Annotated in this window: 16 protein-coding genes; 11 read left to right on the top strand and 5 right to left on the bottom strand. The window is 68.7% G+C overall.

Annotated features, from left to right (window positions below):
• Nucleotides 1-52: 52 nt before the first annotated feature.
• Nucleotides 53-583, bottom strand: a complete 531-nt coding sequence (locus tag EV649_RS12980; RefSeq protein ID WP_241998142.1) for a GNAT family N-acetyltransferase — start codon at nucleotides 581-583, stop codon at nucleotides 53-55.
• 55 nt (nucleotides 584-638) lie between these two features.
• Between EV649_RS12980 and EV649_RS12975 the strand changes: the two genes are divergently transcribed.
• Entirely contained in the window at nucleotides 639-1,514 is an 876-nt protein-coding gene (locus tag EV649_RS12975) for an alpha/beta hydrolase (RefSeq protein ID WP_130383700.1), read from the top strand.
• Here EV649_RS12975 and EV649_RS12970 read toward each other — a convergent pair.
• The 3 genes from EV649_RS12970 to EV649_RS12960 all read right to left on the bottom strand — a co-directional run bounded on the left by EV649_RS12970 (nucleotide 1,480) and on the right by EV649_RS12960 (nucleotide 3,304).
• Nucleotides 1,480-2,358 (bottom strand): RNA polymerase sigma-70 factor, encoded by an 879-nt coding sequence (locus tag EV649_RS12970; RefSeq protein ID WP_130383699.1) that lies wholly within the window; start codon nucleotides 2,356-2,358, stop codon nucleotides 1,480-1,482. The two genes, EV649_RS12975 and EV649_RS12970, sit on opposite strands and share 35 nt — an antisense overlap.
• Nucleotides 2,355-2,909: a carboxymuconolactone decarboxylase family protein gene (locus tag EV649_RS12965; RefSeq protein ID WP_130383698.1), complete on the bottom strand. Its 555-nt coding sequence runs from the start codon at nucleotides 2,907-2,909 to the stop codon at nucleotides 2,355-2,357. Before EV649_RS12965 ends, EV649_RS12970 begins: the two co-directional genes overlap by 4 nt.
• Before the next feature lie 74 nt (nucleotides 2,910-2,983).
• Nucleotides 2,984-3,304, bottom strand: a complete 321-nt coding sequence (locus tag EV649_RS12960) for a hypothetical protein (RefSeq protein ID WP_130383697.1) — start codon at nucleotides 3,302-3,304, stop codon at nucleotides 2,984-2,986.
• Nucleotides 3,305-3,430: 126 nt separating this feature from the next.
• Here EV649_RS12960 and argC point away from each other — a divergent pair, with 126 nt between their 5' ends.
• From argC to EV649_RS12920, 8 genes are read left to right on the top strand one after another with little or no spacing between them, the layout of a single operon-like run.
• Entirely contained in the window at nucleotides 3,431-4,462 is a 1,032-nt protein-coding gene (gene argC, locus EV649_RS12955) for an N-acetyl-gamma-glutamyl-phosphate reductase (RefSeq protein WP_130383696.1), read from the top strand.
• Nucleotides 4,459-5,661, top strand: a complete 1,203-nt coding sequence (argJ, locus tag EV649_RS12950; protein WP_130383695.1) for a bifunctional glutamate N-acetyltransferase/amino-acid acetyltransferase ArgJ — start codon at nucleotides 4,459-4,461, stop codon at nucleotides 5,659-5,661. Before argC ends, argJ begins: the two co-directional genes overlap by 4 nt.
• Nucleotides 5,658-6,533 (top strand): acetylglutamate kinase, encoded by an 876-nt coding sequence (gene argB / locus EV649_RS12945; RefSeq protein ID WP_130383694.1) that lies wholly within the window; start codon nucleotides 5,658-5,660, stop codon nucleotides 6,531-6,533. The genes argJ and argB overlap by 4 nt, the downstream gene beginning before the upstream one ends.
• A complete protein-coding gene (locus EV649_RS12940) occupies nucleotides 6,530-7,729 on the top strand; it encodes an acetylornithine transaminase (protein ID WP_130383693.1) in 1,200 nt (399 codons plus the stop codon). The genes argB and EV649_RS12940 overlap by 4 nt, the downstream gene beginning before the upstream one ends.
• Nucleotides 7,729-8,664, top strand: a complete 936-nt coding sequence (gene argF, locus EV649_RS12935) for an ornithine carbamoyltransferase (protein ID WP_130383692.1) — start codon at nucleotides 7,729-7,731, stop codon at nucleotides 8,662-8,664. The genes EV649_RS12940 and argF overlap by 1 nt, the downstream gene beginning before the upstream one ends.
• On the top strand, nucleotides 8,661-9,170 hold the full coding sequence (locus tag EV649_RS12930) for an arginine repressor (protein ID WP_130383691.1): 510 nt from the start codon (nucleotides 8,661-8,663) through the stop codon (nucleotides 9,168-9,170). The genes argF and EV649_RS12930 overlap by 4 nt, the downstream gene beginning before the upstream one ends.
• 10 nt (nucleotides 9,171-9,180) lie before the next feature.
• Complete coding sequence (gene argH / locus EV649_RS12925) at nucleotides 9,181-10,608, top strand: argininosuccinate lyase (RefSeq protein WP_130383690.1); 1,428 nt, start codon at nucleotides 9,181-9,183, stop codon at nucleotides 10,606-10,608.
• Between the two features lie 10 nt (nucleotides 10,609-10,618).
• A complete protein-coding gene (locus tag EV649_RS12920; protein WP_130383689.1) occupies nucleotides 10,619-11,230 on the top strand; it encodes a DNA-3-methyladenine glycosylase in 612 nt (203 codons plus the stop codon).
• Here EV649_RS12920 and EV649_RS12915 read toward each other — a convergent pair.
• Nucleotides 11,227-12,174, bottom strand: a complete 948-nt coding sequence (locus EV649_RS12915) for an LLM class flavin-dependent oxidoreductase (protein ID WP_241998140.1) — start codon at nucleotides 12,172-12,174, stop codon at nucleotides 11,227-11,229. The genes EV649_RS12920 and EV649_RS12915 overlap by 4 nt on opposite strands.
• Before the next feature lie 109 nt (nucleotides 12,175-12,283).
• On the opposite strand from EV649_RS12915, the gene EV649_RS12910 reads away from it, so the two are divergent.
• Both EV649_RS12910 and tyrS read left to right on the top strand, forming a co-directional pair.
• Nucleotides 12,284-13,321: a phosphatase domain-containing protein gene (locus tag EV649_RS12910; RefSeq protein WP_130383688.1), complete on the top strand. Its 1,038-nt coding sequence runs from the start codon at nucleotides 12,284-12,286 to the stop codon at nucleotides 13,319-13,321.
• 60 nt (nucleotides 13,322-13,381) lie between these two features.
• The gene (tyrS, locus tag EV649_RS12905) at nucleotides 13,382-14,674 is read left to right on the top strand and encodes a tyrosine--tRNA ligase (RefSeq protein WP_130383687.1); all 1,293 of its coding nucleotides are present in this window, start codon (nucleotides 13,382-13,384) and stop codon (nucleotides 14,672-14,674) included.
• Nucleotides 14,675-15,093 lie beyond the last annotated feature (419 nt).

Here is a 15,093-nt window from a genome sequence, read left to right as displayed (position 1 = left end):
CCTACCAACCATCTCGGAGCCTCGAAAACGGTTGGTGGGGGCCCAAAGTTGATCAGAGGTCCATCACGAGGGTGATTTCGTCGCGGTAGTCGGTCGGGGATACGCGGATCGCGCGGGGGTGGGTGCCGACTACTCGGTACCCGAGGGGGACGTAGAACTTCTCCAGGCCGAGGCCGCTGCGGATGGTGAGCTGCAGTTGCTCGAGGCCGAGGTCGACGGCGGACCCGCGCAGACCTTCCATCAGGATCCGGCCGGCGCCGGTGCCCTGGCACTGCGGGTGGACCATCACCCGCAGCACCGTCCGCCAGTGCGCCTGCAGCCCGCTGCCGCGGTTCACCAGCATGCCCATCCCGACGTACCGCTCACCGTTGTGGAGCACGCCGAGCAGATCAAGCCCCGCCGCGACCCGGCCGAGGGCGCCGTCGAGGTTCTCCGCGATCTGCTCGACCGGCGCCGGCGCGGTGTACCCGACCGCGCCGCCCGCGTTCGTCGCCGCCACCCAGGTGTCCAGCAGGTCCGCCCGCAACCCCGGACCGAGCGCCTCCTCCGGTTCCGTCACCAGGTACTTCACACGCACCTCCATCTGCGACTGAGTTGCAGATAGTCTAAGCCCGGAGAGGCTGGGTACACCGTCGTACATGGCCACCGTCACACACCGCACAGTCGACGTCGGCGGCGTCGAGATCTTCTACCGCGAGGCCGGTCCGCCCGACGCTCCCGTCGTCCTCCTGCCGCACGGATATCCGTCGTCGTCCTTCCAGTACCGCGCGCTGATGCCCGCCCTCGCCGACGAGTGGCGGCTGCTCGCGCCCGACTTCCCCGGGTTCGGCTACAGCGACGCGCCGGACGGGTTCGACTACAGCTTCCGTGGATATGCGGAGCTGCTGGAGGGCTTCCTGGCCGCGCTGAACGTCGACCGCTTCGCGCTGTACCTCTTCGACTACGGCTCCCAGGCCGGATTCCAGTTGGCGCTGAAGAACCCCGAGCGCATCGTCGCCCTGATCATCCAGAACGGTGACGCGTACGAGGAGACGCTCGGACCGAAGTACGACGCCTTGAAGGCGTACTGGACCGACCCGACCGACGAGCGCCGCGACGAACTCGCCCAGGCGGTCACCTTCGACGGCCTCCGCGAGGAGGTGCTCGGCGAGGTCGCGCCCAAGGTGGCTGCGCGGATCAGCCCCGATCTCTGGCAGCTCGCCTGGCCGCTGATGCGCGAGCACCGCGACGTCATGATCGGGTTCTTCGCCGAGATCGCGGACAGCGTACGGCGCTTCCCGCAGTACCAGGCGTACCTGCGCGAGCACCAGCCGCCGACCCTGATCGTCTGGGGCCCGAAGGACGGCTACATGCCCGCGGAGTCGGCGCGGGCGTACCTGGCCGACGTACCGGACGCCGACCTGCATCTGTTCGAGGACGGCGGCCACTGGCTGCTCGAGACGCACCTCGAGGAGGTGGTCGCGCGGATCCGGCCCTTCCTCAGTCGGCTGCGGGACGCGTCGGGATCGTGGTGAGCTTGTCCGGGTTGCGGATCAGGTACAGCTCGGTGATCCGGCCGTCGGTGCTCTTCATGAACGTGACCGTGTCCGGCTCGTCGTCGTAGTACGCGACGTAGGCGAGTTCGTCGTTCAGGGACGCCATCCGGATCTCGAACCCCGGGTTTTCCGCGAGAACCGCGAACAGCCAGCGGGCGATCTTCTCCGCGCCGTGGATCGGCCGGAGCGCGGCCTTCTTCTTCCCGCCGCCGTCGCTGATCAGTACGGCGTCCGGCGCGAGCAGCGCGACCACCTGGTCGAAGTCGCCGGACCCGGCGGCCCGCATGAACTGCATGGTCAGCTCGTCGTGGCGCGCCTTGTCGACGTGATGTCGCGGCTGCCGCGCGTGCACATGTCCGCGGGCCCGATGTGCGAGCTGCCGTACGGCGGCCTCGGACCGGCCGAGGGTGTCCGCGATCTCGTCGTACGGCAGATCGAAGACCTCGCGGAGGACGAACGTGGCGCGTTCGAGCGGGGAGAGGGTCTCGAGTACGACGAGCATCGCCATGCTGACCGAGTCCGCGAGCTCGACCGCAGCCGCCGGGTCGTCGTCGGTCGCGAGCGGTTCCGGCAGCCACGGGCCGACGTACTGCTCCCGCCGCGACTTCTGCTCGCGCAACCGGTTCAGCGCCAGCCGCGTGGTGATGCGGATCAGGTACGCCCGGGTGTCGCGGATGTCGTCGTGGTCGATGGCGGCCCAGCGCAACCACGCCTCCTGGACCACGTCCTCGGCGTCGCTCACACTGCCGACAACCCGGTACGCCGCTCCGACCAGAACGGACCGGTGCTCGGCGAACTCGCGGGCCAGTTGCTCGTCGGTCACTGCACCGGCCTCAATTCGCAGTACTCCTTGTAGCCCTGGCTGGTGAGTCCAAGGGCGGCGTTGATCCGGGAGCGGTAGTTCTCCAGCGCCGCGATCGCGGTCAGCTCGACCAGCTGCTCCTCACTCAGGTCCTGCCGCAGCCGCTCGACCTGCTCGTCGGTGACCTCCGGCGGAGTGGCCGTCATCGCCTCGGTGTAGTCCATCACCGCGCGCTCCAGATCCGAGTAGACGTCGCTGTTCCGCCACATTGGCACATCGTGCAGCTTCGCCGGGTCAATCCCCTGGTGGTGGAACTCCCAGTACCCGAAGTCCATGCACCAGCTGCATCCGATCCGCGCCGACGCCACCATCACACTCAGCGCCTTCAGCTCCGGATCCAGCGCATTCCACCGCTCCGCAGTCGCCTCCATCAAGGTGGTCGACAGCAACACCCGCCGGTTGTGCAGCGCCACCTTCACCGGATCCGGCACCTTCCGGAACTTCCGCCGGCTGCCCCACTCCACCAGCCGCACCACCAACGACCGCCGATGCTCCATACCGACCCGCGCCATCTCAACCTCCAAGGTTCGTCGTCGACCCCTTGGACACGCGTCGTCCCAGCAGCTGTGACATGACCCGTGTCACATCACCGGAAGGCGACGAGCAGCATGAAGACCGGCAACGGCACGGTGGTGAAGAACGCGGCGGTCCCGGTCGCGAACTCACCCCAGTACTCCTCGCTGTACCTCGCGTTCACCAGCAGCCCGAGCAGCGCCTGCACCAGCAGGCAGGGCGCCAGGACGAACCACCCCAGGAACACCACCCTGTCCCGCTCGGTCGCGCAGATCCCACGGCATCCCCAGGGCGGAACGTCCGGAGCTGCGAGGTACCACACTCCGTAGCCGATCACCGTCACGACCATCCACCCGAGGAAGACCCCGAAGCTCCGCACCTGCCGTGACCTCATACCGCCTGAGTCTGTGCGGTGGGAGGGGCCGGCGCCTGAGTGGTTCTACTGGGATTGGGTATTTCAGTGGGCGGGCAAGTTGGCCGAGGGTTGGATATTCATCCGGTTCGTGGCATACTCATTCACATGAGTGTGACGGTGGCGGTGGCCGGTGCCAGTGGGTATGCGGGGGGCGAGCTGCTCCGGTTGCTGAGTAGCCACCCCGAGGTGGAGATCGGCGCGCTGACCGCCGGCGGGAACGCCGGTACGGCGCTCGGCGTGCACCACCCGCACCTCGTGCCGCTGGCCGGGCGCATCCTGGTCGAGACCACGGCGGAGAACCTCGCCGGTCACAACGTGGTGTTCCTGGCCCTGCCACACGGACAGTCCGCCGTCATTGCCGAGCAGCTCGGAGATGAGGTCACCGTGATCGACTGCGGCGCGGACTTCCGGTTGACCGAGGCCGAGGTGTGGGTCGAGTTCTACGGCGGCGAGCACGCCGGCGCGTGGCCGTACGGACTCCCCGAGCTCCCCGGTCAACGAGACAAGCTCCGCGGGTCGAACCGGGTCGCCGTACCGGGGTGTTACCCCACCGTCTCCACCTTGGCCCTGCTCCCCGCCGTGCAGAACGGGCTCGTCGACGCCACCCAGCTGGTGGTCGTCGCCGTCAGCGGTACGTCGGGCGCGGGCAAGGCCCCGAAGGCACACCTGCTCGGCGCCGAGGTAATGGGATCCGCCTCGGCGTACGGCGTCGGCGGCGTGCATCGCCATACGCCGGAGATCGAGCAGAACCTCACGCCGTACGCCGACGCGCCGGTGAGCGTCTCGTTCACGCCGGTGCTCGCGCCGATGGCTCGCGGCATCCTCGCGACCTGCAGCGCGCCGGTTGCCGACGGCACCGACTACGCCGCGCTCCGGAAGGCCTACGAGGACGCGTACGCCGACGAGCCGTTCATCCACCTGCTGCCCGAGGGGCAATGGCCGCAGACGCAGGCCACCCTCGGCGCGAACACCGTGCAGTTGCAGATTGCCCTGGACCAGCGCACCGGCCGCGCCGTCGTCGTGGCCGCAATGGACAACCTCACCAAGGGCACTGCCGGCGCCGCCGTGCAGTGCATGAACCTGGCCACCGGTCTCGACGAGACCCTGGCCCTGCCCCTCGTAGGAGTAGCCCCGTGACCGTCGCAGTTACCCCAGCCACCCAAGTCGATCGGAGCGCCGGGGTTACCGCGCCGGCCGGCTTCCGCGCGGCCGGGGTGATCGCCGGGATCAAACCAGCCGGTACGCCGGACCTCACCGTGGTCGTCAACGACGGTCCGCACGACGTCGCCGCCGGAGTCTTCACCACGAACAAGGTGAAGGCCGCGCCGGTGCTCTGGTCGCAGCAGGTCCTGTCCCCCGGCAAGCTGAAGGCCGTCGTGCTGAACTCCGGTGGCGCGAACGCCTGCACCGGACCCGAGGGTTTCCAGGACACGCACAAGACCGCCGAGAAGCTGGCGTCCGTGCTCGGAGTCGGGGCGGCCGAGATCGGCGTCTGCTCGACAGGCCTGATCGGCGAGCGTCTCCCCATGGACAAGCTGCTTCCGGGCATTGACGCGGCCGTCGCGGCACTCGGCAATGACACCGCGGCAGGTCTCGCAGCGGCGACCGCGGTCATGACGACCGACAACGTGCCGAAGCAGGCCGTGCTGAAGCACCCGGACGGCTGGAGCATCGGCGGGTTCGCGAAGGGCGCCGGGATGTGCGCGCCGAACATGGCCACGATGCTCAGCGTGATCACCACCGACGCCGTCCTCGACCAGCCGCACCTCGACCACGTACTGCGGAACGCGGTCGGCAAGACCTTCAACCGGCTCGACGTCGACGGCGGTACGTCGACCAACGACACCGTCCTGCTGCTCAGCTCGGGCGCGTCCGGTGTCACGGTCACCCCCGAGGCGTTCGAGGTGGCCCTCACGGCCCTGGCTGCTGACCTGGTGAAGCAGTTGCAGGCCGACGCCGAGGGCGTCACCAAGCACGTGAGCATCACGGTGCAGGGCGCCGCGACCGAGGCGGAGGCGCTGGCCGCCGCCAAGGTCGTTGCCGAAGACAACCTGTGCAAGACCGCGTTCTTCGCCGCCGACCCGAACTGGGGCCGGATCGCGATGGCCGTCGGTAACGCGCCCACCGCGTTCGATCCGTCGTTGCTCGACATCACCCTGAACGGCGCTGCCATTTGTGTCGCCGGCGGCAAGGGCGTGGACCGCTCCGAGGCCGACCTCAGCGGTCTGGAGATCGACGTGGTCATCGACCTGCACGCCGGGCCCGCGTCGGCGACCGTCCTCACCACGGACCTCTCGCACGCGTACGTCGAAGAGAACTCGGCGTACTCGTCATGATCTTCCCGGAAGCGGTCGAGAAGGCCGCCGTACTGACCGAGGCCCTGCCGTGGCTGAAGCAGTTCCACGGGAAGACCGTCGTGGTGAAGTACGGCGGGAACGCGATGGTCGACGAGAAACTCAAGAGAGCGTTTGCTGAGGACATCGTGTTTCTCCGGTACGCCGGGGTGCGTGTCGTCGTCGTCCACGGCGGCGGACCGCAGATCAGCGACATGCTCGGCCGGCTCGGCATCGACAGCGAGTTCCGCGGCGGGCTCCGGGTCACCACGCCCGAGGCGATGGACGTCGTCGGCATGGTGCTCGTCGGCAAGGTCGGCCGGGAGCTGGTCGGGCTGCTGAACGCGCACGGCCCGTTCGCGGTCGGGATGTCCGGTGAGGACGCGGGCCTGTTCACCGCGGAACGCCGTACGGCGCTGGTCGACGGCGAGCAGGTCGACATCGGGCTGGTCGGTGACGTGGTCGAGGTGCGGCCGGAGGCGGTGGTCGACCTGATCGACGCCGGCCGGATCCCGGTGGTGTCGACGATCGCGCCGGACGAGGATGGCCAGGCGCACAACGTGAACGCGGACACCGCGGCCGCGGCGCTGGCCTCGGCGCTCGGTGCGGAGAAGCTCGTCGTACTGACCGACGTTGCCGGGCTCTACCGGAGCTGGCCGGACAGCGACGAGATCATCACCCAGATCGACACCACCGAGCTCGCCGAGTTGCTGCCGTCGCTGGCGTCGGGCATGGTGCCGAAGATGGAAGCCTGCCTGCGCGCGGTCGAGTCCGGTGTCTCCCGAGCCACCGTGATCGACGGGCGTGTGCCGCACTCGCTGCTCCTCGAAATCTTCACCGATGCCGGAGTTGGAACCCAGGTGATCCCGTCATGACCGAACTGCTCACTGTCGACGGCACGCAGGCTGCACTCACCGAGCGGTACTCCAGCGCGCTGATGAACACGTTCGGCGCGCCGAAGCGGGTGCTGGTCCGCGGCGAGGGCGCGTACCTGTGGGATGCCGACGGCAACAAGTACCTCGACCTGCTCGGCGGGCTCGCGGTGAACTGCCTCGGGCACGCGCACCCGTTCGTGGTGTCCGCGGTGACGTCGCAGCTCGCCACCCTCGGCCACGTCTCGAACTTCTTCGCCTCCGCGCCGCAGATCGCGCTCGCCGAGAAGCTGCTCGGCCTCTTCGACGTCCCGGGCAAGGTGTTCTTCACGAACTCGGGCACCGAGGCGAACGAGGCCGCGTTCAAGATCACCCGGCGTACCGGCCGGACCAAGATCGTCTCGACCGTCGGCGCGTTCCATGGGCGGTCGATGGGCGCGCTCGCGATCACCTGGAAGCCGGCGTACCGGGAGGCGTTCGCGCCGCTGCCGGGCGACGTCGAGTTCGTCCCGTACGGCGACGCAGAGGCGCTGGCCGCGGCGGTCGACGACCAGACCGCGGCCGTGGTGCTCGAGCCGATCCAGGGCGAGAACGGCGTCGTCGTACCGCCGGCCGGATACCTGCAGGCGGCGCGGCGGATCACGTCCGAGCACGGCGCCCTGCTGTGGATCGACGAGATCCAGACCGGGATCGGCCGGACCGGGACCTGGTTCGCGTACGAGGCCGACGGGATCACGCCGGACCTCGTGACTGTCGCGAAGGGCCTCGGCGCCGGGATCCCGATCGGTGCGTGCATCGGTCTCGGCGCGGCCGCCGACCTGCTGCAGCCGGGGAACCACGGGACCACGTTCGGCGGCAACCCGGTCGCGGCGATCGCCGGGCTGGCGGTGCTGACCGTGATCGAGCGCGACGGCCTGCTCGCCCAGGTGAATGCCGTCGGCAACCACCTCGCGTCGTCGATCATCGCGCTCGACCACCCGCTGATCGCCGGCGTCCGCGGTCGCGGGCTGCTGCTCGCGATCCAGCTGACCAAGCCGGTGTCGGACCAGGTGGCGGCGCTGGCGCTCGAGGCCGGGTTCGTGGTGAACAATCCGATTCCGGACGCGTTGCGGCTGGCACCGCCGTACATCCTCAGCAAGGCTGACGCGGACAGTTTCGTCGCGGCCCTCCCGGGGCTGCTCGACAAGGTGGAGGCGTGATGACAGTGCGGCACTTCCTGCGGGACGACGACCTGTCGCCGGTCGAGCAGGACGAAGTACTGACGCTGGCTGCGCAGCTGGCGGGGGATCGGCACGGGCACAAGCCGCTCGAGGGTCCGAAGACCGTCGCGGTGATCTTCGACAAGACGTCGACGCGGACGCGGATCTCGTTCGCGGTCGGGATCTCGGAGCTGGGCGGCGTACCGCTGATCATCGACGCGCAGACCTCGCAGCTCGGCCGGGGCGAGCCGATCGCGGACACCGCGCGGGTGCTGGACCGGCAGGTCGCGGCGATCGTGTGGCGGACGTTCGGTCAATCGCGGATCGAGGAGATGGCGGCCGCCTCGTCGGTGCCGGTCGTGAACGCGCTGACCGACGAGTTCCACCCGTGCCAGATTTTGGCCGACCTGCAGACCGTGCGGCAGCACAAGGGTTCGACGGCCGGGCTGAAGCTGGTCTACCTGGGTGACGGCGCCAACAACATGGCTCACTCGTACCTGCTGGGTGGCGCGACCGCCGGCATGCACGTCGTGATCGGATCGCCTGCCGACTACCAGCCGGATCCGGACGTGGTCGTGAGCGCAGCGGCGATCGCCGAGAAGACCGGCGGATCCGTCGCCTGGACGGAGGACGCGATCGCGGCGGCCGACGGCGCGGACGTGATTGCCACTGACACCTGGGTGTCGATGGGGCAGGAGTCCGAGGCGTCCGACCGTGAGGCGCCGTTCGTGCCGTACGCCGTGACGGAGCAACTGCTCGGCAAGGCGAAGCCGGATGCGATCGTCCTGCACTGCCTGCCCGCCTATCGTGGCAAGGAGATCGAGGCGGCCGTGATCGACGGACCGCAGTCGGTCGTCTGGGACGAAGCCGAGAACCGGCTGCACGCGCAGAAGGCGCTGCTGTCGTGGCTGTTGGCAAGGAGTTTTCACGAATGAGCATCGCCGTACCGACCACCAAGACCGCGCGGCAGCAGCGGATCGTCGATCTGCTCGGGCGGCAGCCGGTGCGCTCGCAGACCGAGCTGGCTGATCTGCTCGCCGCGTCCGGTCTGGTGGTCGGGCAGGCGACGCTGTCACGGGACCTGGTCGAGATCGGTGCGGTGAAAGTCCGCGACTCGTCCGGCCAGCTCGTGTACGCCGTACCAGGTGAGGGCGGTGACCGTACGCCGCGTGCTGGAGAGGCTGCTGCGTTCGAAGCCCGGTTGGCCCGGGTGGCTTCCGAGCTGCTCGTGTCGGCGGAGGGCAGCGCCAACCTGGTCATCCTGCGAACCCCGCCGGGGGCGGCCCAGTACTTCGCGTCGGCGATCGACCACGTGGGACTGGACGACGTCCTCGGCACCATCGCCGGCGACGACACCGTGATGGTCGTCTCCCGCAACCCCATCGGAGGCGAGGCCCTGGCCGCCCGTTTCCTGTCCCTCGCAGCCCGCGAACCGAAGTAGAGGAAGTGTCTTGAGTACTGGAGAGAGCGGCGCCCGGGAATCGGCGTTGTGGGGAGCCCGGTTCTCGGGCGGACCCGCTGATGCGTTGGCGGCGTTGAGTAAGTCGACGGACTTCGACTGGCGGTTGGCGCCGTACGACATTGCCGGGTCGAAGGCCCACGCCAAGGTGCTGCACCGCGCGGGTCTGCTGACGGACGACGATCTGGCTGCGATGCTGGACGGTCTCGACGGGCTGCTGGCCGACGTACTGTCCGGAGAGTTCCTTCCGGCTGCGGAGGACGAGGACGTGCACACTGCGCTGGAGCACGGTCTGCTCGTTCGGCTCGGTGCCGAGCTGGGTGGGCGGCTGCGTGCGGGGCGGTCGCGGAACGACCAGGTCGCCACGCTGTTCAAGAGCTACCTGCGCGAACACGGCCGGATCATCGGCCGGTTGCTGCTGGCGCAGGTGAACACGCTGGCGGATCAGGCCGAGCGGCATCTGGGTGTCGCGATGCCGGGGCGGACGCATCTGCAGCACGCGCAGCCCGTTCTGCTGTCGCATCATCTGCTCGCGCACGCCTGGCCGCTGATCCGGGACCTGGATCGCCTCGCCGACTGGGACGCGCGGGTTGCCGAGGATTCGCCGTACGGCTCGGGAGCCCTGGCCGGTAGCTCGCTGGGGCTGGATCCGCAGTTCGTCGCTGTTGAGCTGGGGTTCACGAACTCGTCGGCGAACTCGATCGACGGTACGTCGTCGCGGGACTTCGTGGCGGAGTTCGCGTTCGTCACCGCGCAGATCGGCGTCGACCTGTCCCGGCAGGCCGAAGAGGTGATCCTCTGGGCGACGAAGGAGTTCGGGTTCGTCGAGCTGGACGACGCGTTCTCGACCGGGTCGAGCATCATGCCGCAGAAGAAGAACCCGGACATCGCCGAGCTCGCCCGCGGCAAGGCCGGGCGGCTCATCGGGAACCTGAGCGGTCTGCTGGCGACGCTGAAGGCGCAGCCGCTCGCGTACAACCGGGACCTGCAGGAGGACAAGGAGCCGGTCTTCGACTCCATCGACACCCTCGAGGTGCTGCTGCCCGCGTTCACCGGGATGATCCACACGCTGCGCTTCAACGCGGACCGTCTGGAGGAGCTGGCACCGCAGGGCTTCTCGCTGGCGACCGACATCGCCGAGTGGCTGGTCCGCCAGAAGGTTCCGTTCCGGGTCGCGCACGAACTGGCCGGCGCCTGCGTCCAGGAGTGCGAGAAGCGCGGCATCGAACTGTGGGATCTGACCGACGAGGACCTGGCCGCCATCTCGCCGGATCTGACTCCGGAGGTCCGCTCGGTCCTGACGGTCGAAGGCTCGCTGGCGTCGCGGAACACCCGCGGCGGTACGGCGCAGGAGCGGGTCACCGAACAACTCGCGGAACTGCGGACCCGGGCAGGGGAGCACAGCACCCGCCTCGCCTAAAGTGCTGCGCATGCGCCGCTCGCTGCTTGCTGGTCCTGTGCTGGAGGTGGCGCCCAGGTTGCTGGGGATGGTGCTGCGCAGCACCACCCCCGAGGGGACTGTCGCGGTTCGGCTGACCGAGGTCGAGGCGTACGACGGGCCGACCGACCCCGGCTCGCATGCGTACCGGGGTCAAACGCCCCGCAATGCGGTGATGTTCGGCCCGGCCGGCTTCCTGTACGTGTACTTCACCTACGGCATGCACTTCTGCATGAACGTCGTCGCCGGCCCGGAAGGCCAGCCGTCCGCTGTCCTACTCCGAGCCGGCGAGGTGATCGAAGGCATCGAGCTGGCCCGCCTCCGCCGCAACCAACCCGCCTCGAAGCGAACCGATCGCGATCTTGCGCGCGGTCCGGCTCGGTTGTGTGTTGCCCTCGGCATCGGACGTGAAGGCAACGGCGCCGACCTCCTCGCGAAGACCTCACCCATCGAACTGCTCGACGGCCCCGGCTTCGACGGCGTACCCGCCACCGGCCCACGCGTCGGTCTGCGCGAAGCAGCCGACCGCCCATGGCGCTACTGGATCCCCGACGACCCAACCGTCTCGCCGTACCGCCCCCACGTCCCGAAGAAGCGGCGCTAGCGGTTCGCCAACTCGAGCACGTAGTCCAGCTGCGGCAGCCCGTGCTCCACCTCTGGATCCGGGAACAGCCCGATGTGGTGCACCCCGGCCGCCTCCAGCGTCTCCACATGCGCCGCCGCGTCGTCGAGCGTGCCGATCGCCCCGATAGCGGTCCACCAGTCGCTCGGCATCCCCACCAGGCCCGCCTCGCCCGAGGCGTCGTACAGCTTCTTCATCTCGTCGAAGAACGGCAGCGCGGTCAGCTGCGGCGGCCGCTCACCGATCCGCCACCCGAGCCACGGCGCGGTCCACTCGTACGCCGTCTTGCGGTCTTCGCGCACGCACATCGCGGCGAACACCGCGACGACGAACCCCTCGGGCGATCCGGCGTACTCCACCGACTGACGCACGTACGGCGCGGTCGCCGGCTCGGCCAGCACGACACCGCCCGCGACCCGCCCGGCGAGCGCCATCGACTTCGGACCCTGGACACCGAGCAGGATCGGCGGCGCCTCCGCCGGCGGCGCGTCCAGCTTCACCTTGTCGAGGAAGACCGTCTTGCCCTCGAAGCTGACCTCCTCGCCGGCGAGCAGCCGGGTGACGCTGGTGGTCACTTCCTCGAGCGCCGTCAGCGGAGACTTCGGCCGGACCCCCATCTGGCCCATCCACGACTGCACGCCATGACCGATGCCGGGCAGGAACCGCCCCGGCCCGAGCGCCTCCAGCGTCGCGAACTCCATCGCGGTCACCGCGGCCGTGCGGGCAACCGCCGGCACGATCCCGAGCCCGACCGTCAGCCGCTCGGTCGACGTCAGCGCGGCCGACACCAGCGAGGGACCAGCCGTGAAGAAGCAGTCCTCGATGATCCACAGTTCGTCCGCGCCACCACGGTCGAGCCGCCGAGCCACGTCCGTGACGAGCGCGGCCGGGTAAGTACGCGGGAAGCACATTCCTAGAGCGGTCATGAGGAGACGGTAGGGGAGAGGACCGACAGTTCGTGACGGACGGGTCAAACGTGTCCGTGGACCGCGAGGGAGGGCGACTAGCGGCCCGTGCTGCGGGTAGGTTTCTGGTATGGCCCGTCCGCACTACTCGTCCCGTCTCGAGGACTGGTTCAACCTCGGGGTGCAGGCGGTACTTCGGCGTCGTGGCTGGCAGGAGCGGATCATCCCGCAGGTCGGTTACGGCAATACCGAGTTCGTCCGGGTGCTGGCCCGCGTTGTGCTCGGGCGCGACCCCCGCAACCAGCCGCGGTACGACGAGGACCAGGTGATGCGTGGCTGGCGCGTGTTCGTGACCGCGCCCGCGACCAAGGTGCCGGTGACGGTGATCGTCGGCGGGCAGACGTTCGACGCCGTGACCGATCGCGGCGGGTTCATCGACCTCAACGTGCCGGTGGTGCTGCCACCGGGCTGGCACGAGATCGTCCTGGGCGTCCATGGCGACCGGCAGGCGCGGGCGCGGATCTTCGTCCCGGATCCGGAGGCCACGTTCGGTCTGGTCAGCGACATCGACGACACGGTGATCCTGACGATGCTGCCGCGTCCGATGATCGCGGCCTGGAACACGTTCGTCCGCGACGAGCAGGCGCGCCGCGTCGTACCAGGAATGGCCGGCCTGTACGAGGAGTTGCTGGCGGACCACCCCGGTGCGCCGATGTTCTACCTGTCCACCGGAGCGTGGAACACCGCACCGACGCTGACTCGCTTCCTCGCACGGCACGGGTACCCACCGGGACCGTTGCTGATGACGGACTGGGGACCGACGAACACCGGCTGGTTCCGCAGCGGCCAGGAGCACAAGCGGACCGCCCTGCGCCGGCTGGCGCGTGAGTTCCCCAACGTGCGCTGGGTGCTGGTCGGTGACGACGGCCAGCACGACCCGCAGCTGTACGGCGACTTCGCGCAGACGCACCCCGACCACGTGCTCGCCATCGGCATCCGCCAGCTCACCCCGGCCGAGCAGGTCCTGTCGCACGGTCTACCGGTCCCTAACCCGGACCCTGGTGCCCACGACCCACACCGGCCGACTGCCGTGACGGTGCAAGGTCCGGACGGACATGCGCTCCGTCCACAGCTCCGCTCTGTGCTGACGCGTCCCGAACCCACCTGAGTCGCCTCACCTCGCCGTACAGGACACTAGTACTGACCGACGTACTCGAGGAGAGAACTAGTGACCGAACGCCGCACTCAGGTGCTTGACGACCTGGAGAGCCGTGGCCTGATCGCCCACTCCACCGATCCGGATGCCCTCCGGGCCTCGATGGCGGCGGGACCGATCACCTCCTATGTCGGTTTCGACCCCACCGCGCCCAGCCTGCACATGGGCAACCTGCTGCAGCTGCTGACGCTGCGGCGGCTCCAGCTGGCCGGCCACAACCCGATCGGGCTCGTTGGCGGCGCCACCGGCTTGATCGGTGACCCGAAGGAGACGTCCGAGCGGGTGCTGAACCCGAAGGACATCGTCCACGAGTGGGTCGAGAGGGTGCGCGGCCAGGTAGAGAAGTTCGTCGACTTCGACCAGTCGCTGCCGAACCCGGCCCGGATCGTCAACAACTACGACTGGACCAAGGACCTCAACACGCTCGACTTCCTGCGGGACATCGGGAAGCATTTCCCGGTGAACCGGATGCTCGGCCGCGAGGTGGTGAAGGCGCGGCTGGAGCAGGGGATCAGCTACACGGAGTTCAGCTACGTGCTGCTGCAGTCCCTGGACTTCCTCGAGCTGTACCGGCGGCACAACTGCACGTTGCAGACCGGTGGCAGCGACCAGTGGGGGAACCTGACGGCGGGTGTTGAGCTCATCCGTCGTACCGACGCCGGCAAGGCACATGCACTGGCGACGCCACTGGTGACCAAGGCCGACGGGACGAAGTTCGGGAAGACCGAGTCCGGGACCGTGTGGCTGGACCGGGAGCTGACGACGCCGTACGCGTTCTACCAGTTCTGGTTCAACAGCGACGACCGCGACGTGATGCAGCTGGTGCGCTTCTACACGTTCCGTACGGCGGAGGAGATGGCCGCACTTGAGCAGGCGACCGCGGAACGGCCACAGGCTCGGGAAGCGCAACGGGTGCTGGCTGAGGACGTGACGACCTTGGTCCATGGCGCCGAGGAGACTCGGCGGGTGCAGGAGGCATCGAAGGCCTTGTTCGGCCAGGGGGAGCTCGGGTCGCTGGACGGCTCCACGCTCGTAGCAGCACTACGCGAAGCACCGCATGTGGAGCTGGGCGCCGGCGAACCGATGCCGACGTACGGCGACCTGCTGGTGAAGTCGGGCCTGGTGGCGAGTAAGTCGGCCGCACGGCGGACGGTCGCCGAAGGCGGCGCGTACCTGAACAACGAGAAGGTGAAGGACGCGGAATACGTGCCGGCCGGGGAGGACCTGCTGCCGGGTGGCGTGCTGGTGCTGCGCCGTGGGAAGCGTTCATTTGCAGGGGTTCTGGTGTCGCAGGCACAGGGCTGACGGCTGCGGTGTGGGAGTGGGCTCCACTCCCACAACCGGGTTGCCGAAGGCAAATTACAAGCCTGTGATTCAGCACACCGGGAGCCGATTTGACCGGTCACCTGCGGGCCACGTAATGTTGTTCTTGTTGGAGCGAAGCGCGGGACGCGAAAGCGGCCGGCCGCTCCGAACCCCCCAAGGCTAGAGCAGCCGAAACGTGTCCTCGGACTCGGGTCGGTCGACTGGACGCGGGTGGAGGGTCAGAAAAATTGAGTCTTGACTCGGTGGATCTGGTCCGGTAAAGTAACGCAGGTTGCCCCGGGAGCCTGGCTGTAAGGCCAAGCTGCGGTGTGCGTCCGATTCTTGAGAACTCAACAGCGTGCCGAAAGTCAATGCCGAAATTGAAGTATCCCCGTTCACAGGCATTGGGCATTTTCTTC

It is taken from the genome of Kribbella sp. VKM Ac-2569, assembly GCF_004216905.1.
In the GTDB taxonomy this organism is placed as follows: Bacteria; Actinomycetota; Actinomycetes; order Propionibacteriales; family Kribbellaceae; genus Kribbella.
This window is presented reverse-complemented; position numbering and strand designations above follow the sequence as displayed.